Raw genomic sequence first — 24290 nt, forward strand, 5'->3', positions numbered from 1 at the left:
GCTAGTCGATTCGGGGCGGCCGAACCAGGCCCCACAGGGCGCGCACCAAACGCAACAGCCAGCCGTGCTGAGCGAGCCGTTTGCGCAGCGTTTCTACAGCCCGGTGGCGTGGTGTAGCAAGGAGCGCGAGCGCGCGGTCACGCTCCCCTTGCACCTGCTGTAGCTCCTCCTGGCGTCTGGCGAGATCCGAGCGCAGCTGAGCGAGCCTCTCTTGTAGCTCGGCTACCTCCTCTCGGAGCTCCTTGATCGTGGCCTGCATGCTCGCCGCCCCAGAACGCGCGGAGCCGATGTGCCGCGCCGCCAGCCGCGCGTTCTCGCGCCAGAGGCGGCGATTAGAGAGCTCGATTGCTCGGATGTAACGGTTGTAGGTAGGAGCCACGCTGAAGCGCAGGCGAGCTCGGGCGGCCTCTACCGCCTCACGATCCCACCCCACGAGCCCGAGGAAGTGATTTGCATACTCCGGCTCCCCATGCTCCGCTAGACGCATCTCGGCCTGGATTTGATCGCGTGGCAGCTCATCCGGCGACTCGACGATTACCGAACCCTCGGCGTGAAACTGAAAGAGCGCGATACGTGGCTCGGGGAATGCCGCAAGCAGCTTCTGGAACGCGTAGTAGTCGAAGTCCGTGACGTGGTAAGGATTGTCTTCTTCGAACGTCCTGCTGTTCGGGACCGAGAAGATGAGTGCGGTTCCAGTCTCAGCCCGGGTTGCCAGTCGCGAGACCACCGCATCGAGCTGTGCGAGGTGTTCGAGCACCTCGAAGCAGACGATGACGTCGACGGAGCCGCCAATTCCGCGGTCAAGCGCATGGAGCGCATCGACTGCCGCGAACTCGACGTTAGAGACCGCCGAGAACGCGTCGCGGGCGGCCCCGATCGCGGCCTCATCGATGTCTACGCCAACCACCTCGCGAGCACTACGGGCAAGGATCGCACTGCCATAGCCGGTTCCGCAGCCGAGATCGAGCACCTTTTTACCGGCACACAGCGATGCGGCGAGTTCGTAGCGAAGGACGTGCTCGCTCGCGATAAGCGAGTCCGACGCGACCGTTTCGAGACTCAAGCGTTCCTGCACGTCCAACTGCTTTGCCCCTCCTTTCGGCGTGCCGCCAGCTCTCCGTGGAGACGCGCCATCCGCCGTTCACTTACCGAGCGGAGCATCGAGTCGCCGCGCACCCGGTACCGGAAGAGCCGCTCAGGAATAACGCATCCATAGAGACCGGCCTCGGCGAAGCGTGCGTAGAGGTCCCAGTCTTCGTACGACACAAGATCTTCTGTGTACTGGAAGCCGCGATGAAAGATCGCTGTCGGCATCAGGGCGGTTGCGGGGCCGGCAACGTTGCCGTGAAGCAGCAACTCGCGGGCCTCATTCCCTAATGGCTGGTAGCCGTTGCCGAGCGGCTCTCCGCTGTCGTCGACGTAAAGGGACCATGTCGTTACGTAACAGAGGCTGGGGTCGCCGCACAAGGCTTCGAGTGTCCGCTCAACGAACCGCGGCTCCAGCACATCATCGGCGTCTAATGGTACGATGTACCGGCCTCGGGCGTGCGCGATGCCCGCATTGCGGGCCGCTCCTAGACCTTGGTTGTGCTGCGTGAACACACGCACTCCGTAACGCGTTACGAGGAGATCGAGAATGCGCGCCTCAGGTTCAAAGCTCCCGTCGTTAACTACGATTACTTCGATGCGCTCATGGGTCTGCCTGACAGCAGATTGGACCGCCTCCTCAACGTACTTATGCATCCGAAAGTAAGGGATTACGATCGAGACGAGCGGCGTAGCACGAGGTGTGCTTAGTCTCAGCCGGGACTCCCTGCCACCGTTGTAAGTGTACGGCGTGCTGCGTGGTATGTAACGCGCCTTTGCCCGATCTCTGAAGGAGCGAAGTAGTGAATCGTAACCTGCTCTCACAAGCTTTGGGTCTGCCAGGCGGTTGAAGGCCCGCCTAGGCCGCTTCTCCGCGATCTTGGTGCGAACGATTTGTGGGTTCCTGACCAGTTCCTCAGCCGCGTCGGCCAGGGCGCTCGCGCCGGTGCTGCGAGCGAGCCACCCTGCGTCTTCGCTGCGGACCATCTCGGTAAGCCCGCCCACTGGCGTTGCGAGGACCGGCCGGTTGCACGCGAACGCCTCGAGTACCACGGTTGGCCAGTTCTCCCAGAGAGAAGGACAAACCACGACATCGTGCTTTGCCAATAACTCCGCGAGCTTCGTGCGGGGAACGCCGCTCTCGAAGCGGATGCGGGGATCCCCGGCCGCAACGGTTTCGAGTTGGACACGGAGAGAGGCTCCGAGCGGGCCAGTTTCGGTGTCGCCACCGACCAGCGTTAGTTCCCAGGACCGCTCCGCCAGCGAGAGGAATGCCTCCACGAGGTCCTCGACCCCTTTTCGCCGTTCTAAGCGGCCCATGTAGAGAAATCGCAAGGGCCGTAGCGGCCTGGGATCGTCCGGCCCCTGAGAAGCTTGCTGGAAGATCTCGGGATCGGGAAGTGCGTGTCTGATACGCAAGGCGGGTGCCAGCTGATTTCCGCCGTAGTAGCGCTGGTAGCTTGCCAACACGTCGCCCCCAGCCCAAAGTAACGCGTCGGCGTGGCTCAGGCAGTACCGTTCCGCTGCGAGTACTGTTGCCGTCTCGAAATCTTGAGGAAGGTGGCCCTCGAGCACCGCACATAGTTCAGCGGTCGTGTAGATGCGCGTCGCGACAGCGGTGTTACGCAACCAGGGGTCCTGAGCGCGTTTCGCCTGAACCGTGACCAGACCCTCCGCAAGGTAGTCGGGGAACTCGATTAAGTCGGGGCCACGGCGCGGAAAGAGCTCGCGCAAGCACTCAAAAACACCAGCGCTGTAGGCGTGCATGTGATTGTAGTACTCACCCCGTTGCTCGGGTTCTGTTACAAACGCAACCTGCACACCTTGAAGCCACCGCGGTAGCGAGCCCCGGCAGCGCTCGAAGCGCTCGCGATGCGCCGCCGTGGTAACAACTGTCAGGTCGCAGGCATCGGCCAGCGCCGCCAAAGTTCCCGCGACTTGGACCCCAATACCCGCGCCCCAAAATGGGTAGAGCTCGCGCGTGACGAAGCAGACGCTAGGACGCATAACGATCAGCCAGGAATCTAGAAGGAGCCACGTACTTTACCTTACCTTACCTTACCTTACCTTACCTTACGTCTTCAGGGCCTTCCTCACCACAACGGCGTAACCAGCGTAACTAGAGCCCATCAACGGTAACTAGCGACCATCTCCTCATACCGCCCGTGCGCCGGCGATGCCCCGCGCTGAGCGGAGCTTGTCGACTGGCCCGGCTCCCTGCTCGACCGGGGCTGCGCGCCTTCTTCCCACGGCGGCTAATACGCCTGTCGCTAACGCCAAAAACGAGAACAGCAACACCGGAAATCCATAGCGGTACGCAGAAACAGGTGCCATCACCAGCAGGCCAAAACTATAACCGATCGCGCTGGCCACGAAGAGCGTGCCTGCGAAGTACACGCGTTCGAGGGTGCGTCTGCGCAATACTGCGAGCAGGGCGATTGCACCGACTATCCACAGCATCGGTCTGTAGATCACCGAACCATTGTTTCGCTCGTCGGCAAAAGCACCGAGATACGTTCGCAGAACGCGGTTAGCGCCGTGAAAATGCAGCGCAAGACCGAGATTATTGGGGTCGATACCAGGATGTGTTACCCACACCGGTCGTTGACTGACGCCGAGCAGGGACAGAAGGAGTCGAGTACGCACTCGAACGTAGCTTACCGGTCTGTGGAGGATCTCGGAGCGCCATCGGGCCGCGAGCTCGGACACGTCGCGTGAAGAGAGGGGAGCGGGATAAGGCGCATCCGGACCAAACAGCAGTGCACGAGGTGACTCGGGCACCCACTTAGCGCGTAGTTCACCCACCGTTCGCATGCGCGGGCGTGGCGGGAGCAATAGGGTGTTCGCGCGATCGGAGAGGGCGGCTAGATCGTATACGTAAAGAGCCTGTTCGGGATGAAGACGGCTAATCGGTAACAAGCGCTTGGCCCCCTCAGTAACGGCGAGGGCGAGGATCGCCGACAGTAGTCCGGCGGCGCCTGCTATCCCAAGGCGGATCACACTTCGGTGGGAGCCGCTACGGCGCAAGGCCAGAAACGAGTACGCGGTGACGACGGTAGCGATAACAGGGAAAGCATTCTGGCGTGCAGCTTGGGCGAGCAGCAAGCACGCGGCGGCGATTAGAAGCGCGAGCATTTGACGCCGGCTGCTCCGGCGAGAGGGGTGCGCAGAGTGCGCAAGAGCGGCGACTGCGGCGGTCATGAATACTGCAAACCACGTGTCGCGACTCAGAAAGATCAGCATACTGAGTATTGGAGGACAGATGAGCGTAGCGCCGGTCGCAAGTGCGGCAATTAGGGTTGGGCAGGCCAGTCGGAACAATGCAAAAACGGCGGTGCTAAACAACATCAGCTGCGCCGTTAAGATCCAACCGGGCCCGACCCCGAGTGTGTAGAAGGGGTGCCAAAGCGCTGCAAGCAAGGGTGCCAGCCAATCTGTGTAACGACCGCTTTCAGCCTGGGTGTGATGATCGCGAGGCTGTCGTTTGACATGTGGCCGGGCCATGCTGCGTACACAGCGAGCGCTGCGGGAAGCGCGATCGGCAGAACAACAACCAGGCGTCGTGCCAGGCCCTGCGGTGTTGGTAGGCGCAAGGGGCGAGAGGAACGGTCCCCTTCCTCTGGCACGCGTGCGCGGGGTCGCTGACGCCCGGTCCCGAGAGGGGTATTGGGGCGAGGCGGTGACACTGTACCCGGGATCCTAAGGGCAATCGTAAGTCCCGTTGCTAGGGGGCTGAGCTCGGATTGAGATATGTCCCGGAAGGTCGGGCGTTCCGCCGATCAGCAGTCCGCGATTTGGGCGATCCTCGTGAGAACGCTGGGCACGGTCGATCGGAAAGGGCGGTTGGACCGCCGGACGGTACGTCCTCGTGTCTACTGTTGGCTCGTTGCGATGAGTGTCGTGCGGCTCAGTGTCCTCGACCAGTCACCGATCTCTGAAGGCTCCGATCCGGCCGAGGCGCTGCGCAACTCGGTAGACCTCGCAAGGCGCTGTGACGAGCTCGGCTACCACCGCTACTGGGTTGCCGAGCACCACGCAACGCCAGCCCTCGCCTGCGCCAGCCCCGAAGCGCTGATCGGTCCGATTGCCCAGGCGACCACTGGCATCCGAGTCGGCAGCGGCGGCGTGATGCTCCCGCACTACAGTCCCCTCAAGGTCGCCGAAACCTTCAGCACCTTCGCCGGCCTCTTCCCAGGACGCATCGACCTCGGCATCGGTCGCGCCCCCGGCACCGACGCGATCACTGCCTACGCCCTCCAACGCGACCGCCGCCAGCCCGCGCCCGACGACTTCCCCGAGCAGCTCGCCGAGCTCCTCGGCTACCTGCGCGACGGGCTGCCCGCCGACCACCCCTTCACCCGCTACGCCAGCTTGCTACCCGGTCTCCCTGAGCGCCCCGAAGTGTGGCTGCTCGGCTCCTCGCCCCAAAGCGCCGTGTGGGCCGCCGATCTCGGCCTGCCGTACGCCTTCGCCGACTTCATCAACCCACACGGCGCAGCGATCGTCGCCGACTACCGGCTCCGCTGCGCGCAGGGCGGCATCGAACCACGGGTAGCCGTAGGCGTACTCACCCTCTGCGCCGAAACCGACGAGGAGGCGGAGCGACTAGCCGCCCCCGCCCGCATGCTCGGCTCGCTACTGCGCCGCGGACAGCTGATACCGGTCCCCACCGTCGAGCGTGCGCTCGCCTACCTAGCCGGTCGTCCCCGCCGCCCCGGCGCCAGCGGGCGGCGGGCGATCGTCGGGTCACCAGGAACCGTCAGGCGAGGACTAGAGGAGGTCGCGCGTGAGTACCGCGCCGACGAGTTGATCCTGCTCACCATCTGTCATGACCACGCCGATCGCGTCCGCTCTTACGAGCTGATCGCCGCAGCGTTCGCCCTCACCGAGGGCGCACGAACAACGATCGACGGCGAGCTGACGCACGCCCGCGCCAGCCGGCGCTAACCGCGCAGCCCGCTAGCCGCAGCCCGTGTTGTTGCCGCAGCTCGAGCAGGTGTAGCAGGCGCCGGTGCGCTGCATGATCCCGCCGCACTCGCGGCACGCCGGCCCGAGATCCAGTCCTTGCAGCCTCGCCGGTACCGTCGGGGGCTCGTCGGTGAGCGCTGTCGCCGCCGGTACCGCACCGGCGCCCTCGCGCCCGCGGGTACCGGTGGTCGCCGCACCGTCGCGCCGATCCGCCCCGCCGTTGGCGCCGTTCGCGCCGTTGCCGGAACCGTCACCCGTCGCCTCCAGTGCCGGCCCCGCCGTGTCGCCGCGCAAAAGCGCTTCCTGGCGTGCCTTGCGCGCCCGCACCTCGGGCGTCAAGATGCCGAGCTCCTCTTGGATATCCGCATCGAGGAAGCGCGAGGCGAGCCAGCGCATGATGTAGTCGGGCAGCGACTTCGCGAAGGGGATCTCGGGGTTCGTGGTGATCCCCTCGGGATCGAAGCGCATGTAGCTGAACTTGCGCACCAGCGTCTCGAGCGGCACGCCGTATTGGAGCGCGATCGAGATCGCCGTCGCGAACGCGTTCATCATGCCGCGCAGCGTCGAGCCTTCCTTACCGATATCGGTCAGGAAGATCTCGCCGACCGTGCCGTCCTCGTACATGCCGGCGGTGATGTAGCCCTCGTGGCCGGCGATCGAGAACTTGTGCGTGATCGACTGCCGCTCGCGCGGCATCCGCCGCCGCACCGGGCGCCACTCCTGCTGCTCAGCGGCACCGCCCGCCGACTTGTTGGCGGCATCCTCCCGTGAGCTCTTGTTGGTGCGCAGAGCCTGTGCCGTCTTCGAGCCGTCGCGGTAGATCGCCAGTGCCTTCAGGCCAAGTTTCCAGCCCTCGATGTAGAGGCGTTCGATCTCCTCGACCGTCGTCTGCTCGGGCAGGTTCACGGTCTTCGAGATGGCGCCGGAAAGGAATGGCTGGGCCGCCGCCATCATCTTCAAGTGACCCTCCGGCGAGATCGCGCGCTCGCCGACCGCCACGTCGAACACCGGCAGGTGCTCCTCGCGCAGGCCTGGCGCCCCGACGATCGTGCCGTGCTCGTGCAGGTAAGCCTCGATCTGCTCGATCTGGTGGTCCGAGTAGCCGAGCGTACGGAGCGCCAGCGGCACCGTGCGGTTGACGATCGTCATCCGCCCGCCACCGACCAGCTCCTTCACCTTCACGAGCGAGAAGTCCGGCTCGATCCCGGTCGTGTCGCAATCCATCAGGAAGGAGATCGTTCCGGTCGGCGCCAGCACCGTCGCTTGGGCGTTGCGGTAGCCGTGCCGCTCGCCGGCCTCGACCGCGTCCTCCCAGGTTGCACGCGCCGCCTCGAGGAGCTCGCGGTCCGGGCAGTGGCGATCAGGGATCGCGTACGCGGCCGCCAGGTGCTTGCGCATCACCCGCAGGTGCGGCTCGCGGTTTTCCGCGAAACGCTCGTACGGCCCGAGCGCCGCTGCCACCTCGGCCGAGGTGCGGTAGGCACGCCCAGTCATCAGCGCCGTGATCGCCGCGCACAACGCTCGACCCTCGTCGGAGTCGTAGGGCAGCGCGTTGGCCATCAAAAGCGCGCCGAGGTTGGCGTAGCCGAGCCCGAGCTGGCGGAAGGCGCGGGCGTTGCGTGCGATCTCCTCGGTCGGGTAGCTCGACGGCGTGACGATGATCTCCTGCGCGAGGATCATCACGTCGACGACGTGCTCGAAGGCCTCGACGTCGAACGAGCCGTCCTCGCGGCGGAACTTCAGAAGGTTGATCGACGCGAGGTTGCACGCCGAGTCGTCGACGTGCATGTACTCGGAGCACGGGTTGGAGGCGTTGATGCGCCCCGAGTTTGGGCAGGTGTGCCAGTCGTTGATCGTGGTGTCGTACTGGATGCCAGGGTCAGCGCAGCGCCAAGCGGCCTCCGCCATCTCGCGCAGCAGCTGGCGCGCGTCGACGCGCTCGATCACCTCACCGGTGGTGCGCGCCGTCAGCTCCCACAGCTCGCCGCGCTCGACGCGACGCATGAACTCGTCGCTGACACGCACCGAGTTGTTGGCGTTCTGGTACTGGATCGACGCGAAGTCCTCGCCGTCGATCGACATGTCGAAACCGGCATCGCGAAGCACGCGCGCCTTCTCTTCCTCGCGCGCCTTGCACCAAATGAACTCGCGAATGTCGGGATGGTCGACGTCGAGCACCACCATCTTGGCGGCCCGGCGCGTCTTGCCTCCCGACTTGATCGTCCCCGCCCAAGCGTCGGCACCGCGCATGAACGACACCGGCCCGCTCGCGTAGCCGCCCTTCGAGAGCTGCTCCTTGGAGCTGCGGATGCGCGAGAGGTTGATCCCCGAACCGGATCCACCGCGGAAGATCAAGCCTTCCTTGGTGTTCCACTCGAGGATCGACTCCATCGTGTCCTCGACCGAGAGGATGAAGCAGGCCGAGCACTGCGGGTGTTCCTCGAAGCCGACGTTGAACCAGACCGGCGAGTTGAACGCCGCCATCTGGTGCAGGAGGATGTGCGTGAGCTCAGCCTCAAAGGCCTCGGCGTCCTCCTCGCTCGCGAAGTATCCGAGCTCCCGCCCCCAGCGCGCGATCGTTCCGGCCACGCGGCCGATCATCTGCTTGACCGAGCGCTCGCGTTCGGGCGAGTCGAGGCGCCCGCGGAAGTACTTCTGGGCGACGATATTCGTCGCGTTCTGCGACCAGAACTTCGGGAACTCAACTCCTTCTTGACGGAACGCCGGGTTCTTGGGATCGCCGATCACCGCGTCCCGCAGCTCCCACTCGACGCAGTCGAAGGGGTGGATGCCCGGCTGCGTGAAGCGCCGCTCGATCGCAAGCCCCCGACCGGTGCTGCGGACCGATAGACGTGTGGCGCTGCTGCTGCTGCGGGACATCTCCTTCACCCCTCCTGGCTGAAGCTAGTGTGGCATCTGAACGGAACCGGGACGACCATCCTGGCGCGCCCGGCGGACGTACCAAGCTGCCCGCTCGGCGACCGGCGCTGGTGCCCGCTCAGGCCGCCGCTTTAACGGCGGACAGGGTCTTCTCGAGACCTTCGGCGAGCGTCGTGCGCGCCTGCCACCCGAGTTCGCGTGCGGCGCGAGAGGAGTCGAGAGCGATGTGGCGGACTTCGCCCAGCCGCGGCGGCGCATACTCCGGCTCGAAGGGCGCGTGCGCGTGTGGCGCGAGCGCCTTGATCAGCTCGAGCACACTGGTCTCGACACCCGTGCCGATGTTGAACGCACCGGTTGCCTCGCAGTTTGCCGCGAGCAGGTTGGCCTCGACGACGTCGCCGACGTAGACGTAGTCGCGCGTCTGGTGTCCGTCGCCGTAGACCGTCGGCCGCTCGCCGGCAACCAGCCGACCACAGAAGATCGCGATCACCCCCGCCTCGCCGAGGGGGTCCTGTCGGGGGCCGTAGACGTTGCCGTAGCGCAGCGAGATCGTCGAGAGCCCGTGCAGGCGACGGAAGAGCTCGCAGTAGCCCTCGGCTGCAAACTTCGACTGACCGTAGGGGGCCTCGGGCGCCACCGGGTGATTCTCGGGGGCTGGCAAGATCTGGCCCTCGCCGTAGATCGCGCCACCGGTCGAGCTGTTGACGACCCGACGGGCTCCCGTCGCGCGTGCCGCCTCGAGAACATTGATCGTTCCCTCGACGTTCACCCGCGCGTCGTACGCCGGATCGGCAGTCGACTTGCGCACGTCGATCTGCGCTGCCAGGTGAAAGACAACCTCGGGTCGCGCTTCTTCGAACGCCTCCAGCAGCGCCTGGCGATCGCAGATGTCGAGTTCGACCAAGCGCGCACCGCGCGCGAGCGCGCCTGCGAGGTTTGAGCGGCGACCGGTCGAGAGGTTGTCGATCGCGACGACCTCGTGCCCCTCTTCAAGTAGGGCGTCGACGAGGTTCGACCCAATGAAACCGGCGCCGCCGGTGACCACTGCGCGCATCGCCCGGTCATGCTACCCGCGGTGGGCCGGTCGGCGCTGGTACGTTGGCGTCGGTGAGCGGCCTCTTCGTCACCTTCGAAGGTCTTGATCGCTCCGGCAAAACAACCCAAGCGCGGATGCTCGCGGAAGCGCTTGGCGAGAGGGCGCTTTTGGTGCGCGAGCCAGGTGGCACCGAGCTCGGCGAGCGGCTACGCGAGTTACTCAAAGACGAGCGCGTCGCGATCGAACCCCCGGTCGAGGCGCTTCTGTTCGCTGCCGCACGCGGTCAACTGGCGGCCGAGGTAATCCGACCGGCGCTCGCGAATGGGCGGGTGGTGGTCTGCGATCGCTTCCTCGACTCCTCGCTCGCCTACCAGGGCGCGGCGCGGGGCCTTGGGATCGAGGCGGTGGAAGCGATCAACGACTTCGCTCTAGACGGGCTTCGTCCCGATCTCACCTTCCTGCTCGAGATCGACCCCGCCGCGGCGGCCCAGCGCGACGGCACGAGCGACCGTTTCGAAGCTGCCGGCAGTGACTTCCAGCAGGCTGTCGCGGCCGCCTACCGTGCGCTCGCCGAACGTTTCCCCGAACGCTACGTCCGGCTCGACGCGACGTTGCCGGTAACCGAGTTGCATGGCCTTATCTACGCGCGCGTGCGCGCTGCGTTGGCCGCCGGCGCGGGGTCGCGACGGGAGGCGCTGGCGTGAGCGCTGCCGCAAGCTCCGGTGCGGCACCGCTCGCAGCGAGCGCTGAGCAGACAACCCGCACAGGCGGCTTGGCCCGGGAGCATCCAGGCCTGCCGACCGCGGTGAACACGTTGCTCGCCGAGCAACCCCACGCCCGCACGGTGCTCGCCCACGACCTACGAGCAGGACCGCTCCACGCCTACTTGTTCCACGGGCCCGAGGGCACCGGCAAGCGCGAGTGCGCACGCTGGTTCGCGGCCGAGATCCTGGCGCTGGGTGCGAACGATCCCGAGCGGGCGCGGCGCGCTGCTCTAGCCGGAACCCACCCCGACCTCGTGTGGGTGGTGCCGACCGGTGCGCACGGTATGCGCGTCGAAGACGTGGACGGCCCGGTGGTCGCTGCGGTCTCCCAAACACCGCTCGCTGGGTCGCGGCGGGTGTTCGTGATCGAGCGCGCGGAGGCGATGAGCGGAGACGTCGCCAACCGCCTCTTGAAGACTCTCGAGGAACCACCTGCCTACGCCCACCTGATCCTCGTTAGTGATCAGCTCGGCCGCGTCCTGGAAACGGTCGTCTCACGCTGCCGCACGGTGCGCTTCGATCCGCTTCCGGCGGCCTCGATCGAGGGACGCTTGCGCGCCGAGGGCGTGGATCCCGAGCGAGCAAGACAGAGCGCACGGCTCGCCCTTGGCAGTTTGGCGCGGGCGCGCCGGCTGGCGTCGGCGGATGGGCAGGAGCTGCTCGAGCTGGCGCGGAAGATCGTCGACGCGTGGCTTCGGGGAGACGTCGGCGCGGAGTTGCAGAGCGAGCTCCTGGCGCGTGCGCGGGGCGCCGGCGAGCGCGCGGCGCAGCGCGCCAAGCAAAAGTTCGAAGCCCTGATCGAAGGTGCTGGCCGCGGCCGTCGGAGCCTCGAACGAGAACTCGATGAGCTCGCCCGCCGCGAGGTCCGAAGGGAGCAGAACGCGACCATTTCGTTGGCATTGCTGCTCTGCGAACTGGTGCTGCGCGAGCGGCTGTTCTCCGCACTGCCCGCGAGCGCAGGGGCCGCTGGCGAGGGAGCCGGAGCCGCGACGGCGGGAGCGGGCTTCCCGGCTGCGGCGCGCTCGCTGGTGGGCGTGCTCGACAGGATCGAGCGCGCGCGGCTCGCCTTGCGACTGAACCCCAGCCAGGAGCTGCTACTCGAGGCGCTCTCGATCGAGTGCGCAGGTGACCTCGCGCGCGAGCTCGGCGACTGAGCTCGTGGCAACGGCGCCCGCACGCCACTCCAGAACGAGGCTGGCACGCAAGGAAGAGGTCACGCGACCGGGCGGCACGCTCGCACGCACCGCCAACAGCTGGCCGTCGCGGCCAACGAAGGCTGCACCGATCGGAAACCGCATCCCGAAAGTGTGGATGCTCCTGCATCGCTGCAGAGCGATCACGACGTCGACCGGCAAGCTTGCGAGCCCGGCGAGCCCCAAGAGGCGCGCACATATCGTCTCCGCCACTACGACCCTCAAGTCGTGCACTGCGATGGTGCGCAGTCCGCGGAACCTTCGCGGCAAGGGCGGTCGTGCTACGTACACGTTGTTAAAGAAGCCCCTGCGCTACCGATCTCGCCCCCGCGCGAGAACGGCTCCCACCCGGGGCTAGACTGCGCCAGCGGTGCCGCCGTAGCTCAGTGGCCAGAGCACGCGCCTCGTAAGCGCGGGGTCGTGGGTTCGAATCCCACCGGCGGCTTCGCAGGCGGGCAAAGCGGAACGGAGAGCCGAGTTGTCCTACTTCCAGCGCGTTCGTATGTACTCGCTCGCCGAGCTGACGGTCTTCGCGGCGTTGCTCGTGGTGTGGCTGGGATCGCTCTCCGAGCGCTGGGAAGCGATCCTCGGCTGGACCCACGGCATCGGCTGGATCGGCCTGTGCTTGGCCGTCGCGCACGGTTGCCGACGCGGCCTGTTCCCCTGGTGGTTGCTGGGCGCGACGGTCTCGCCGCTCGGCCCAGTTGGCAGCACGATCGGCTTCGAGCTGTTGGCGCGGAGCGCACAACGGAGATCGCTCGACGCCTCTTGACGTGATCCGCGCCGGTGCCGCTCAATCTCCCCAACACGCTGACGATCATCCGCATCCTGTTGGTGCCGGTGTTGGTCGTGGTGTTGGCGCTTGAGGCGCACGGTGGCTCACTGATCGCAGCCGCCGTATTCGCCCTTGCCGCTCTGACCGACGGTCTCGACGGGTGGATCGCGCGGTCGCGCCATGCCGTCACGACCTTCGGCAAGGTGATGGACCCGGTGGCCGACAAGCTGCTCGTCGCCGCCGCGCTGCTGGCCCTAGTGGGGCTCGGTCGGCTGGAGGCATGGGTCGCGATGGTCGTGATCGCACGCGAGTTCGCGGTCTCGGCGCTACGCGTCGCAGCAGGCCAGCAGGGGATCGTGATCCCCGCGAGCCTTCTGGGCAAGCTCAAGACGATTGTGCAGGTCGCCGCGGTGACTGCGCTGATCGCGGCCCCCGATCCGCAGGCAGTGATCGTCCGGGTGCTGGTCTGGGCGATGGTTGCGGTTACCGTCCTCTCCGGCGTCGACTACTTCGTCAACTTCCGTCGCCGCCTAGAACTCGGCGTCGGTGACCGGCGAAGACCGGGGTAACTGGTCGCTGGGGCCGGTTTGTGGGGGTCGGCGGACGCGCTCCGTGGGGCCGCGCAGTGATCGCTCAAGGCGTCGGGAGCGAGCGGGCGAGGCGGGCCCGCAGCTCCGCCAGCGAACTGCCGTGGTCTTCCAAGGCATCTGCCATCGCCGGCCCGTAGATCGCGATCAGCGCCTCGAGCACGTCCGCGGTGTCGGCACAATCCCCGCCGCGCCGGTTCGCTGAGGCGACCGAGCGGGCGACGACCTCGTCGACCACCCGCGGACCGAGACCAGGGGCTCCCGTTCGCTGCGCCAAGGTCAGCGGGGCATCGGCAGCGAGCCGCCGCTCGCCGACGCCGAGCGCCTGCAACGCCTGGCCAGCGCGTCCGTGCAGGCGCAGCGCGCGCAACCAGCGGTCGACCTCCTCGCTTACGTCGCGAGCGAACGGGAGAGCAGTCGCCACGATCGCGATACAGAGCGCCGCGTCTTGGGTCAAGGCCGGGCGGCCGTCGCTGTGCTCATTGCGAGCGAGCTCGTCGCGCAGTTCCATTGCGCGTTGCATCGGTCGGCTCGTCGGCAACCTTGAGCGCCTGCGCTGCGAGCGCGCGGCGCACAGCTCACTGCGGCAGGGTCTCGCGCGCCTCCAGCCACTCCCGCATCGTCACGTGGTGCAGCACGTGACCGCCACCCGCGAGCTCCCGTCGCAGTTCGCCGACCAGCCCCGAACGCTCGGCGACGACGTTGTGGCGGTGGATCGTTTCGAGGTTCTCTTGGCGGGCATGGATGAAACAGTCGTCCCCGAGATGGCCGTAGCGCTCCACCGCCTGCCGCACCATCTCGCGCACGCAGTCCTCGACGAAGCGCGGCGTACGGTGGGCGCGTTCGACCACCAACGCTTCATCCGGGCGTTTCATCAGCTCGTAGATCTCCGAGCTCATCGAGCTCTCGACGATCGCCAGCAGGTCGGTCGCCTCCACACCCTCTGCACAGCTCTCGGTGGCGCCGATGTGGAGGGTGCCGATCCCCCGCTGGTTGTGCGTCGCGACGGGCACTTCGCGCAAAACCGCTGCCGCCTCGTGCGCTGCGATCCCCGCTTGCTCGAGGCGCCGTAGGGCGCGGTCCAGCACAAGCTCCTGAGCGCAGGGACAGGCAGTCATGCCCTGCGCCTGCACACCGACTATCCGCCGGGTGCCGCGCTCGGACGCCACGGCGACGCCGAACATCGTGTAGATCTCCTGCGTGGGTACGCCGGAAGCGGGCGCAGGCCGCGAGATCGGATAGCGGGCGGCGATTCGTGCTTCCGCTCGCAGGCCGCGTTGCCGCTCCCGCACGCGCTCGGCAATGTGCGCGGCGAGCGTCTCGGCCTTGAACGCTTCGCCCAGCACGACCTCGTCGATCGCCTCGTTGACGACCTCCTCGAACCGCGACATGTGCGCGCCTTTTTGGTCGGGCGGCAGGTCGACGAAGCACTCCAGCTGGGCGTAGTAGAGCTGCTCGTCGCCATCGCTTCTTACGCGCAAAACCTTCTCCACGCCGGTCACGCCGACACGCGTCAGGCTGACGGTGGAAAGCGGACGCCGCGCCTGCACGTCCGGTACCTCGATGGCGCGCAGCTCGCCCATTGCCGCCGGAAGATATCGGGCGGCGACTACCGGTCGGCCGCGTAAGCGCCGCGTGCTTCCGCCGGCGTGGGTATATTCCCGCTCGGCCCGACGCCCGCCCCCGGTCGGGCGCGGCTCCTCGCGACTCGTGTCGCGACGCCCCGGAGTGGGGCTTCCAGAGGGAATTCGTAGGAGTGAGCGGTAACCCTCCGCGGAGGGAAGACCTATGGGCGTCTCGAAGGAGCGAGGGTTGGAGGACACGAACGTCGCAGTCGCGTTGCTCGACGAGCACGACCAGCTGGCGGCACCGGGCGAAGCGCTCGCTCGGCTCACAGCTGAAGCACGGGAGCGCGGGTACGTAACGGCCGAGGAAGTCGCGGCCTGCGTGGAGGAGCTCGACCTCGACAGCGACTCTCTACGCGAGCTGCTGGGGCAGCTGCAGGAGGCCGGTGTCGAGGTCGTCGCTACTGACGATCGGCTCGACGAACAGGGAGCCTTAGGCGGGGCCGCCGACTCGCTCTCCGAGGAAACCGCACAGCGCCTCGGTTTGCCCGCTCCGGAAGCCGAAGAGACAAGCCTCGACTCGCTGCGGCTCTACCTGCGTTCGATCGGTCGCGTCGACCTGCTCACGGCCGAGCAAGAGGTCGAGCTCGCCAAGCGCATCGAGCGGGGCGACATGGCCGCCAAGCAGCACATGATCGAGGCCAACCTGCGCCTCGTCGTGTCGATCGCGAAGGGCTATCTCGGCCGGGGCTTGTCGTTCCTCGACCTCATCCAGGAGGGCTCGCTGGGGCTGATTCGGGCGGTAGAAAAGTTCGACTGGCGGCGCGGTTACAAGTTCTCGACCTACGCGACCTGGTGGATCCGTCAGGCGGTGACGCGTGCGATCGCCGACAAGGCGCGGACGATCCGCATCCCCGTCCACATGGTCGAAAAGATGAACAAGGTGAGCCAGGTCGAGCGGCAGCTTGTGCAGGAGCACGGGCGCGAGCCCACGCCCGAGGAGATCGCTGCCGAGCTGGGCTGGGAGGTAGCCGACGTACGGGAGATTTTGCGCGTTGCGCAGGCCCCGGTCTCGCTCGACAAGCCGGTCGGCGAGGAGGAGGACTCGCAGCTCGGCGACTTCGTCGAGGACGAGGATGCGGAGTCGCCGTTCGAAGAGGTTTCGCAAGCGATCCGTCGGGAAAGCGTGTGGCGTGCGCTGGCTGCGCTGCCACCCCGCGAGCGCGAGGTGTTGGAGCTGCGTTACGGGTTGCGCGGTAACCGCTCGCTGACGCTCGAAGAGGTCGGTCGCGCCTTCGGCGTCACGCGCGAGCGCATCCGCCAAATCGAGAACAACACCTTGCGCAAGCTCCAACAACTGCCCGAGGCGCAGGCGCTCCGCGACGCCGTCTAGCCGGCGCGAGCAACTCGTCTCGAAGGTGGCGGGGGACGTCCCGCGTTGCCACGCGATCCCTAGAATCGTCCGGCGCCACCGCGGGGGGGTGCCCGAGCGGTCAAAGGGACCAGACTGTAAATCTGGCGGCGTATGCCTACGCAGGTTCGAATCCTGCCCCCCCCACTCGCGCCGGCTGCGCGCACGCCAGTAGCTCCACTCGCGCCGACGGCGAGTACGCGAGCAGCCGGGGGCCGCTTCAAGCCCTAGTGGCGCGCATACCCGAGGGACACCTGCGCCCTTAGTACGCCCGCGCACTCCAGGCTGCGACGCAGGGCGCGGCACATCGAACCACCACACGTAACAGGCGACAAATCGGCGAAACCGCCGAGAGCCGCCGCCCGGACTCGAACCGGGGACCCCTTCCTTACCATGGAAGTGCTCTACCGACTGAGCTACGGCGGCAGGGAGCGCCAGCGTACTACGCGCTCGGGCGCGTCTCGCCGATAGTAGAGCGCCGAGCTCGCAGCGGCGCGCCGGCGATCCGGATCGGCAGCGTCGCTAGACTGCGGCGGGTCGCCGGGGCCAGCTTTCCGCTGTGCCCGCAATCGACCAGTCACCGACGCCTCTGGAGAGATGGCCCGCGGAGAAGTACGCATAGCGGTCACGCTCGCTTGCCAAGAGTGCAAGCGCCGCAACTATCAGACCGAGAAAAACAAGCGCAACGATCCCGATCGGATCGAGCTGCGGAAGTACTGCCGCTGGTGCGGACGCCACACGCTCCACAAGGAGACGCGGTGACCGCGTCGGCACGCCCCTAGCCCGTGGCCGGTCGCCGTGAACGGGCGGAGGCTCGCCGGGCTGCGCGACGAGCCCGCGAGCTGGGCTTGCAGGGCGAAGCTCCGGACGCCTTGTCCGAAGGCGTTTCCGAGCTAACCGCGAGCTCCCCGAAGGCCCCGCGTCGTCGATCCGAAGCAGAGGTCGAGACCGACCACTCGACCGGGCGCGAGGCGCCCCAGGGCTTCCGCGTCCTACAATTCCTGCGCGAGGTCCGGGCGGAGCTCAAGCGGGTCGAGTGGCCCGACCGAGAGACCGTCGTGCGACTCACCGGGGTAGTGATCGCCTTCGTGATCATCACGGGCGCCTACCTCGGCCTCCTCGACGCCGTCCTCTCGCGCCTCGTTCAACTGATCCTTTAGGTAACGCCCTTTCCCAAACATGTTCCGCTGGTACGCCGTCAACACCTATTCAGGCCACGAGAAAAAGGTCAAGGAGAACCTTGAGCACCGTCTGCGCACGATGGGGCAGCAGCACAACGTGCGCCAGATCGTCATCCCGACCGAGCAGGTCCAGGAGCTCAAGGACGGGCAGAAGGTTCAGAAGGAGCAGCGGACGATGCCCGGCTACTTGCTGATCAACATGAACTTGACCGACGAATCGTGGTCCGTCGTCAAGGGCACGCCTGGCGTTACGGGTTTCGTTGGTCCGCGGGGCGAGCCGGTGCCGCTCACCCAGCAGGAGGTCGACCGGATCCTCAAGCGGGAGGTGATCGAGCGGCCGCGTCAGCGCGCGCAGTTCCAGGTCGGCGACCAGGTCAAGGTCGTCTCCGGCCCGTTGTCCGACTTCTCCGGCGAGGTCGCCGAGATCAACCCCGACGCAGGCAAGCTCAAGGTGCTGGTCTCGATCTTCGGGCGTGAGACGCCAGTCGAGGTCGGCTTTGACCAGGTCAAGAAGATCGGCTGACGGGGCGGGCGAGCCGCTGACAGGGAAGACCGTCTAGTTTTTCGCGCTCGTGGCTAAAAAGGTCCTCACCACGATCAAGCTGCAGGTGCCGGCCGGGCAGGCGAACCCTGCCCCTCCGGTAGGCCCTGCGCTGGGTCAGCACGGCGTCAACATCATGGAGTTCTGCAAGGCCTTCAACGCCCAGACCCAGCAGCAGGCCGGCACGATCATTCCGGTCGAGATCACGGTCTATGAGGACCGCTCTTTCACCTTCATCACGAAGACACCGCCCGCTGCCGTTCTGATCAAGCAAGCGATCGGCATCGAGAAGGGCTCGGGCGAGCCGAACCGCAACAAGGTCGGTCGCATTACGCGCGAGCAACTCCGCAAGATCGCCGAGCAGAAGCTGCCTGACCTGAACGCACGCGATCTCGATCAGGCCGAGAAGATCATCGCCGGCACGGCGCGTTCGATGGGCGTGGAGGTGGTCGACTAGTCATGCCGCGCCGTGGGAAGCGTTACCGTCGCAACCTTGCGCTCGTCGATCGCGAGCGCACGTACTCACCAGCCGAGGCGATCGCTTTGCTGAAGCGTTTCGAACCGGCGCGCTTTGATGAGACGGTGGAGGTTGCAGTACGGACCGGACTCAACGTCCGCCATGCCGATCAGCAGCTGCGAGGGACAGTTGCGCTGCCGCACGGGCTGGGGCGAGAGGTGACGGTCGCGGTCTTCGCGAAAGGCGATGCCGCGAAGGAGGCTGAGCAAGCCGGCGCCGATTTCGTCGGCGCCGAGGATCTGGTCGAGCGGGTCCAAAACGGCTTCACCGACTTCGACGTGGCAATCGCGACCCCCGACATGATGCCGCTGGTCGGCAAGCTCGGGCGGATTCTCGGGCCCCAGGGCAAGATGCCGAATCCCCGGGTGGGGACCGTGACCACCGAGGTCGGAAAAGCTGTCGCCGACGCGAAGGCCGGCAAGATCGAATACCGCACCGATCGTTCGGGGATCGTGCACGTTCCGATTGGCAAGCTGAGCTTCCACGAACGTGCCCTGCTCGAGAACTACGCAGCGGTGATCGAAGAGATCATGCGCGCTAAGCCGGCAGCGGCGAAGGGCCGCTATATCCGCTCGATCACCATCGCGCCGACGATGGGACCGGGTATCAAGGTCGATCCGACGCGGACCCGCGACATCGTCGAGGAGGTGGCAGCCGCGGCGGCGTGAGGGACGCGCACTTGACGGCCGCCGCTCGCGCGGCCCCTCGCCGATGACCTCCGGCGCCCGAAGCGGGCGTAAGTCCGGAGCAGGCGGGTCCGAGATGGAGCCTCCTCAGTGAGCGCTTTCCGTGGCCCGCCTCGGCGGGCCGCAACGCTTGTGGAGGAGGTTTCGGATGGGTCTTACAAGACAGGACAAGGAAAAGGTCGTAGAAGAGGTAGCGGCTCAGCTCGCCGAGAGCCAGGCGGTCTTCGCAGTTGACTACCGCGGTATCACAGTCGCGCAGGCCCAGGAGCTGCGCACCAAGCTGGCGGACGCGGGCGCACGGTTTCGTGTTACCAAGAACACGCTCGCACGCCTAGCCGCCGAGCGAGCCGGCCGCGAAGCGCTCAAAGAGGTCCTTGTTGGGCCCACCGCTCTTACCTTCGTTGCTCCGGATGGTGACCCGGTTCTCGCCGCCAAGGCGATCGCAACCTTCCGGCGCGAGCACGACGTGCTCGAGCCGAAAGGAGGCCTGCTCGGCGAAGCGGTCGTCGATGCCGCTGAGCTGGCGCGTCTGGCCGCACTGCCCGGCCGAGAACAGCTCGTGGCACAGCTGGTTGGGCTTGTCGCAATGCCTCTGACCGGCGTGGCGCGCGGGCTGGGTCAACTGCTCGGCGGGCTCGCAGTCCAGCTCGAGCAAATTCGCGAGCGCGGGCTCATCGGGGGCGCGGAGGCCGGCGACGCCGCTGCCGGCGGCGAGGACTAATTCTCGTCCCGGTTCGCAAGGGTCCCGTAGCTCACAAGGTTTGAGGCAAGCATCGAGATCAGGAGGAAGCACAAGTGGCTAAGAAGCTGACCACCGAGGAATGGATCGAGGAGCTCAAGAGCATCTCCGTGCTCGAACTCGCCGAGCGCATTAAGGCGCTCGAAGAGGAGTTCGGAGTTTCCGCAACTGCCGTCGCCGCCGCGGCTCCCGTGGCGGCTGCCGGTGCGCCCGGTGGGGACGGTGCGGCAGCCGAGGAGGAGCCATCCACGGTCGACGTGATCCTCACTAACGCGGGCGACAAGAAGATCCAGGTGATCAAGGTTGTTCGCGCCGCAACCGGTCTCGGTCTCAAGGAAGCGAAGGCGCTGGTCGACGAGGCTCCCAAGCCGATCAAGGAGGGCGTCGACCGCGAGGAGGCCGAAAAGCTCAAGAAGGAGCTTGAAGAGGCCGGAGCAACCGTCGAGCTCAAGTAGCTCGAGCTGGTTGCCAACCAGCCCTCGCTTCCGCGCCCTCAGTCACTGGGCGGGGTCGAGGCGTGAACCGCTAATCTTCCCAGCGGCCTATAGACGCAGCCGTTCCGAGAAGGGGTGCAGTCTTCACCACCGCGGACGGGGTCCGTGATGGCCGCCGGGCAGGCCGCCCGGCCGGGCGGGTCTTGCGCCAAGCCGCCCGAACTTGATAGGCTGGTGGGTCGCGCCTTGCGCCCGCTCCGCTGTCCCAAAGTCCGCCGATAAACCGACCTCGGAGGGAGTCGTCGCTTTGTCACGCGCCAACGCCACTCGGGTTCGTCGCAGCTTCTCGCGTCTCGACCACACCCTGGAGCTTCCGAACCTGATCGATATCCAGCGACGATCCTTCGAGTGGCTCGTTGACCCCGAAAACGGCGGGCTTCGCGAGGCGATCGACGACATTTCGCCGATCGAGGACTACTCCGGAAACCTCGCGGTCGTCTTCGAGTCGATCGAGTTCGGCGAGCCGAGCGCCTCGATCGCCGAGTGCCGGGAGAAAGACCTCACCTACTCGCGTCCGCTGAACGTCCAGGTCGCTTTCCAAAATCGCGAAACCGGCGAGATCCGCCAGCAGTCGGTGTTCATGGGGGACTTCCCGTGGATGACCGACTGGGGCACGTTCATCATCAACGGCACCGAGCGCGTGATCGTCACCCAGCTCGTGCGCTCGCCCGGCGCCTACGTGATGGCACCGAAGGACCGCGAGAAGCAGGTCTTCGTTGCCAACATCATGCCTCATCACGGCTCTTGGCTGGAGGTCGAGATCGACAAGAAAGGGCGTGTATACGCCCGCATCGACCGCAAGCGCAAGCTGCCGATCACCGTCCTCCTGCGCGCCATGGGCGAGTACATGCGTCGGGACTTCCCGGATTGGACGGGTTCCGACGAGGACATCCTGCGGCTCTTCGACAACTCGCTGTACATCCGTCTCACGCTGGAGGCTGACACCGAGCTCACGAAGACCGAGGAAGGGGCGCTGATCGAGCTCTTCCGCAAGCAGCGCCCGGGCGAACCCCCCTCGGTCGAGGGAGCGCGCAACCTTCTGCACACCCTCTTCTTCGATCCGCGGCGCTACGACCTGACGCGCGTTGGGCGGTACAAGCTCAACTCCCGGCTCCAACTTGACGAGCCGTTGGACACGCGGGTACTCACGCCGCGCGACATCGTCGCGCTGGTCAAGGAGCTTGTGAGTTTGCCCCGCGATCTCGGCATCCCCGAGAGTGGGCTCGACGAGCACGGCGAGCCGATCAAGGACTTTGCGCTTGAGGCGCAATCGCTCCCGCAGGAGCCGATCGCCGATCGCCTCGACGAGTACGAACACTTCGGCAACCGGCGCGTGCGCACGGTCGGTGAGCTCATCAAGGACGCTTTCCGCACCGGTCTCTCGCGCATGGAACGCAACGTTCGCGAGCGTCTCACAAGCGAGGACGCCGACACCATCACGCCGCAGACGATCATCAACATTCGGCCGGTGGTGGGGGCCCTCAAGGAGTTCTTCGGCTCCCACCAGCTCAGCCAGTTCATGGACCAGACGAACTCGCTGGCTGGCCTCACCCATCGACGACGGCTATCGGCGCTTGGCAGCGGTGGTCTGACGCGTGAACGGGCGCCGATCGAGGTGCGCGACGTACACCCCACGCACTACGGTCGGATGTGCCCGATCGAGACCCCAGAGGGCCCGAACATCGGCTTGATCGGGTCGCTTTCGACCTACGCCCAGGTGTCCGAGTTCGGCTTCGTGACGACGCCCTACCGGGTCGTCCGCGACGGCGTCGTCACGGACGAGATCGTTCATCTCGACGCGACGCAAGAGGAAGACAAGGTCATCGCCCAGGCGAACGCGGCGATCGACCCCAAGACGCGCAAGCTCAAGGGGCCGTCGGTGGAGTGCCGCTCCCGTGACGGCGAGCTGGTGCTGGCCGATCCGAGCGAGGTCGACCTGATGGATGTCTCGCCGAACCAAATTTGGTCGGTCTCGACCGCGCTGATCCCGTTCCTCGAGCACGACGACGCCAACCGCGCGCTGATGGGCTCGAACATGCAACGCCAGGCAGTGCCGCTGCTGCGTACCGAGCCGCCGCTAATCGGCACGGGGATGGAGCGCCGGGCGGCAATCGATTCCGGTGACGTGGTTTTGGCACGGCGGGCCGGCACGGTCACGTACGTCGATGCCGAGCGCATCGTGGTCGAGGCCGACGAGGGCGGCACCGACGAGTACCTGCTGCACAAGTTCATGCGCTCCAACCAGGGCACCCTGATCCATCAGAAGCCCACGGTCGAGAGCGGACAAAAGGTCGCAGCCGGCGACGTTCTGGCCGACGGCTCCTCGACCAACCAAGGCGAGCTCGCGCTCGGCAAGAACGTGCTGGTCGCCTTCATGTCCTGGGAGGGCTACAACTTCGAGGACGCGATCATCATTTCCGAGCGCCTCGTCAAGGAGGACGTCCTCACCTCGATCCACATCGAGGAGTACGAGATCGACGCGCGCACAACGAAGCTCGGCGACGAGGAGATCACGCGCGACATACCGAACCGCTCGGAGGAGTCGCTTCGCAACCTCGACGAGCGGGGCATCGTGCGGATCGGCGCCGAGGTCGGGTCGGGCGACCTCCTCGTCGGCAAGGTCACCCCGAAGGGCGAGACCGAGCTCACCGCCGAGGAGAAGCTGATCCGAGCGATCTTCAAGGAAAAGGCGCGCGAAGTCCGCGACACGTCGCTCAAAGTTCCGCACGGCGAGGGCGGCGTCGTCATCGACGTCAAGGTCTTCTCTCGCGACAACGACGACGATCTGCCGCCCGGCGTCAACGAGCTAGTGCGCGTTTACGTCGCCAAGAAGCGGAAGATCGCGGAAGGCGACAAGCTTGCCGGTCGTCACGGCAACAAGGGCGTAATCGCGAAGATCGTGCCCGAGGCCGATATGCCGTTCCTCGAAGACGGTACGCCGGTCGACATCATCCTCAACCCGCTGGGCGTGCCGAGCCGAATGAACCTCGGCCAGATCCTTGAGACTCATCTCGGGTGGGTGGCCGCCAACGGCTGGTACGACGACGGGTCGGAGGCGTACAAGCGAGCCCAAGAGAACGGCGGTCGGGTCTACGTTTCGTCGCCAGTTTTCGACGGCGCCCGCGTTGAGGACGTCGACGAGGCGCTCTGCCGCTGGGCCGAGGAGCACGGCAAGGAGCGCGGCATCAACCTCGAGATCGACCGCAGCGCCCGTCCGGGTATGCGCTGCTCGGGCAAGGTCACCCTCTACAACGGCCGCACCGGGGAGCCCTTCGAGGAGAAGGTCACGGTCGGCTACATGTACATCCTCAAGTTGCTGCACCTGGTGGATGACAAGATCCACGCACGCAGCACCGGGCCCTACTCGCTCGTCACGCAGCAGCCTCTCGGCGGTAAGGCGCAGTTCGGCGGGCAGCGCTTCGGCGAGATGGAGGTCTGGGCGCTCGAGGCCTACGGCTCGGCCTACACGCTCCAGGAGATGCTCACGATCAAGTCCGACGACACCGTCGGGCGGGTCAAGGCCTACGAGGCGATCGTTAAGGGCGAGAACATCCCCGAGCCGTCGGTGCCGGAGTCGTTCCAGGTGCTGCTGCGGGAGATGAAGTCGCTGGCCCTCGACGTTGAGGTTCTGAGCGAGGAGGGGGACGGCCTCGACCTACGCGACGACGAGGACGACCTGCTCCGTGCGGCAGAGGAGCTCGGTATCGACCTATCGGGAGTTCGGGCTCGTGGCGAGGAAGCCGCCGACGAATCGGAGGACACGCTGGAGCTCGAAGGCGAAGGCGGTCAGACCGATGAGTCGCCGGCGGAGCAGGATGCCGAGTACGTCGAGGGCGAGTCGTAGCGCCGTCGTCGGCAGCACAGGCC

22 protein-coding genes and 3 tRNA genes are annotated in these 24290 nt (G+C 66.4%); 16 read left to right on the plus strand and 9 right to left on the minus strand.

The features are described from left to right. Window position 1: 1 nt before the first annotated feature. The 3 genes from BLW41_RS04305 to BLW41_RS04315 form a co-directional block, all read right to left on the minus strand. Window positions 2-1075 (minus strand): class I SAM-dependent methyltransferase, encoded by a 1074-nt coding sequence (locus BLW41_RS04305; RefSeq protein ID WP_177169329.1) that lies wholly within the window; start codon window positions 1073-1075, stop codon window positions 2-4. Beyond that, complete coding sequence (locus BLW41_RS04310) at window positions 1060-3093, minus strand: glycosyltransferase (RefSeq protein WP_093116516.1); 2034 nt, start codon at window positions 3091-3093, stop codon at window positions 1060-1062. Before BLW41_RS04310 ends, BLW41_RS04305 begins: the two co-directional genes overlap by 16 nt. A gap of 147 nt (window positions 3094-3240) precedes the next feature. Next, complete coding sequence (locus BLW41_RS04315; protein WP_093116518.1) at window positions 3241-4221, minus strand: hypothetical protein; 981 nt, start codon at window positions 4219-4221, stop codon at window positions 3241-3243. 756 nt (window positions 4222-4977) lie between these two features. On the opposite strand from BLW41_RS04315, the gene BLW41_RS04320 reads away from it, so the two are divergent. Continuing rightward, entirely contained in the window at window positions 4978-6033 is a 1056-nt protein-coding gene (locus BLW41_RS04320; protein WP_093117347.1) for an LLM class flavin-dependent oxidoreductase, read from the plus strand. A 12-nt stretch (window positions 6034-6045) separates the two neighbouring features. On the opposite strand, the gene BLW41_RS04325 is transcribed toward BLW41_RS04320, so the two are convergent. Together BLW41_RS04325 and BLW41_RS04330 are read right to left on the minus strand one after the other, a co-directional pair. Next, complete coding sequence (locus BLW41_RS04325; RefSeq protein ID WP_093117349.1) at window positions 6046-8934, minus strand: vitamin B12-dependent ribonucleotide reductase; 2889 nt, start codon at window positions 8932-8934, stop codon at window positions 6046-6048. Window positions 8935-9052: 118 nt separating this feature from the next. Continuing rightward, window positions 9053-9988 carry an NAD-dependent epimerase/dehydratase family protein gene (locus tag BLW41_RS04330; RefSeq protein ID WP_093116520.1) on the minus strand — a complete coding sequence of 312 codons (936 nt, stop codon included), beginning with the start codon at window positions 9986-9988 and terminating at the stop codon, window positions 9053-9055. Between the two features lie 53 nt (window positions 9989-10041). Between BLW41_RS04330 and tmk the strand changes: the two genes are divergently transcribed. Both tmk and BLW41_RS04340 read left to right on the plus strand, forming a co-directional pair. Beyond that, window positions 10042-10674, plus strand: coding sequence for a dTMP kinase (gene tmk, locus BLW41_RS04335; RefSeq protein ID WP_093116522.1), 633 nt, complete (start codon window positions 10042-10044; stop codon window positions 10672-10674). Then, window positions 10671-11888 carry a DNA polymerase III subunit gene (locus BLW41_RS04340; protein ID WP_093116524.1) on the plus strand — a complete coding sequence of 406 codons (1218 nt, stop codon included), beginning with the start codon at window positions 10671-10673 and terminating at the stop codon, window positions 11886-11888. Before tmk ends, BLW41_RS04340 begins: the two co-directional genes overlap by 4 nt. On the opposite strand, the gene BLW41_RS04345 is transcribed toward BLW41_RS04340, so the two are convergent. Then, window positions 11829-12197: a DUF192 domain-containing protein gene (locus BLW41_RS04345; protein ID WP_177169330.1), complete on the minus strand. Its 369-nt coding sequence runs from the start codon at window positions 12195-12197 to the stop codon at window positions 11829-11831. The two genes, BLW41_RS04340 and BLW41_RS04345, sit on opposite strands and share 60 nt — an antisense overlap. A 102-nt stretch (window positions 12198-12299) precedes the next feature. Between BLW41_RS04345 and BLW41_RS04350 the strand changes: the two genes are divergently transcribed. From BLW41_RS04350 to pgsA, 3 genes are all read left to right on the plus strand, one after another. Next, window positions 12300-12372 (plus strand) — tRNA-Thr (locus tag BLW41_RS04350). A 33-nt stretch (window positions 12373-12405) separates the two neighbouring features. Further along, window positions 12406-12699, plus strand: coding sequence for a hypothetical protein (locus tag BLW41_RS04355; RefSeq protein ID WP_143038579.1), 294 nt, complete (start codon window positions 12406-12408; stop codon window positions 12697-12699). A 14-nt stretch (window positions 12700-12713) separates the two neighbouring features. Next, on the plus strand, window positions 12714-13271 hold the full coding sequence (pgsA, locus tag BLW41_RS04360) for a CDP-diacylglycerol--glycerol-3-phosphate 3-phosphatidyltransferase (protein WP_093116530.1): 558 nt from the start codon (window positions 12714-12716) through the stop codon (window positions 13269-13271). A gap of 64 nt (window positions 13272-13335) precedes the next feature. On the opposite strand, the gene BLW41_RS04365 is transcribed toward pgsA, so the two are convergent. Then, on the minus strand, window positions 13336-13812 hold the full coding sequence (locus BLW41_RS04365) for a hypothetical protein (protein WP_143038580.1): 477 nt from the start codon (window positions 13810-13812) through the stop codon (window positions 13336-13338). A gap of 55 nt (window positions 13813-13867) precedes the next feature. Beyond that, window positions 13868-14872, minus strand: a complete 1005-nt coding sequence (mptA, locus tag BLW41_RS04370) for a GTP cyclohydrolase MptA (protein ID WP_093116534.1) — start codon at window positions 14870-14872, stop codon at window positions 13868-13870. A 205-nt stretch (window positions 14873-15077) separates the two neighbouring features. Here mptA and rpoD point away from each other — a divergent pair, with 205 nt between their 5' ends. Both rpoD and BLW41_RS04380 read left to right on the plus strand, forming a co-directional pair. Beyond that, entirely contained in the window at window positions 15078-16247 is a 1170-nt protein-coding gene (gene rpoD / locus BLW41_RS04375) for an RNA polymerase sigma factor RpoD (protein WP_093116536.1), read from the plus strand. Between the two features lie 82 nt (window positions 16248-16329). Continuing rightward, window positions 16330-16412, plus strand: a tRNA-Tyr gene (locus BLW41_RS04380). Between the two features lie 206 nt (window positions 16413-16618). Here BLW41_RS04380 and BLW41_RS04385 read toward each other — a convergent pair. Then, a tRNA-Thr gene (locus BLW41_RS04385) sits at window positions 16619-16691 on the minus strand. 171 nt (window positions 16692-16862) lie between these two features. Between BLW41_RS04385 and rpmG the strand changes: the two genes are divergently transcribed. The 8 genes from rpmG to rpoB all read left to right on the plus strand — a co-directional run bounded on the left by rpmG (window position 16863) and on the right by rpoB (window position 24267). Continuing rightward, entirely contained in the window at window positions 16863-17027 is a 165-nt protein-coding gene (gene rpmG / locus BLW41_RS04390; protein WP_093116538.1) for a 50S ribosomal protein L33, read from the plus strand. Between the two features lie 23 nt (window positions 17028-17050). Further along, window positions 17051-17425, plus strand: coding sequence for a preprotein translocase subunit SecE (gene secE / locus BLW41_RS04395; protein WP_093116540.1), 375 nt, complete (start codon window positions 17051-17053; stop codon window positions 17423-17425). A 19-nt stretch (window positions 17426-17444) separates the two neighbouring features. Further along, window positions 17445-17969: a transcription termination/antitermination protein NusG gene (gene nusG, locus BLW41_RS04400; protein ID WP_093116542.1), complete on the plus strand. Its 525-nt coding sequence runs from the start codon at window positions 17445-17447 to the stop codon at window positions 17967-17969. A gap of 49 nt (window positions 17970-18018) precedes the next feature. Further along, window positions 18019-18444 carry a 50S ribosomal protein L11 gene (rplK, locus tag BLW41_RS04405; protein WP_093116544.1) on the plus strand — a complete coding sequence of 142 codons (426 nt, stop codon included), beginning with the start codon at window positions 18019-18021 and terminating at the stop codon, window positions 18442-18444. 2 nt (window positions 18445-18446) lie between these two features. Beyond that, window positions 18447-19172, plus strand: coding sequence for a 50S ribosomal protein L1 (gene rplA, locus BLW41_RS04410; RefSeq protein WP_093116546.1), 726 nt, complete (start codon window positions 18447-18449; stop codon window positions 19170-19172). A gap of 166 nt (window positions 19173-19338) precedes the next feature. Then, entirely contained in the window at window positions 19339-19911 is a 573-nt protein-coding gene (rplJ, locus tag BLW41_RS04415; protein ID WP_093116548.1) for a 50S ribosomal protein L10, read from the plus strand. A gap of 86 nt (window positions 19912-19997) precedes the next feature. Continuing rightward, complete coding sequence (rplL, locus tag BLW41_RS04420) at window positions 19998-20384, plus strand: 50S ribosomal protein L7/L12 (RefSeq protein ID WP_093117351.1); 387 nt, start codon at window positions 19998-20000, stop codon at window positions 20382-20384. 286 nt (window positions 20385-20670) lie between these two features. Continuing rightward, window positions 20671-24267: a DNA-directed RNA polymerase subunit beta gene (gene rpoB, locus BLW41_RS04425; protein ID WP_093116550.1), complete on the plus strand. Its 3597-nt coding sequence runs from the start codon at window positions 20671-20673 to the stop codon at window positions 24265-24267. The last annotated feature ends 23 nt before the right edge of the window (window positions 24268-24290 follow it).

The sequence above is a fragment of the Thermoleophilum album genome (assembly GCF_900108055.1).
GTDB classification, from domain to species: domain Bacteria; phylum Actinomycetota; class Thermoleophilia; order Solirubrobacterales; family Thermoleophilaceae; genus Thermoleophilum; species Thermoleophilum album.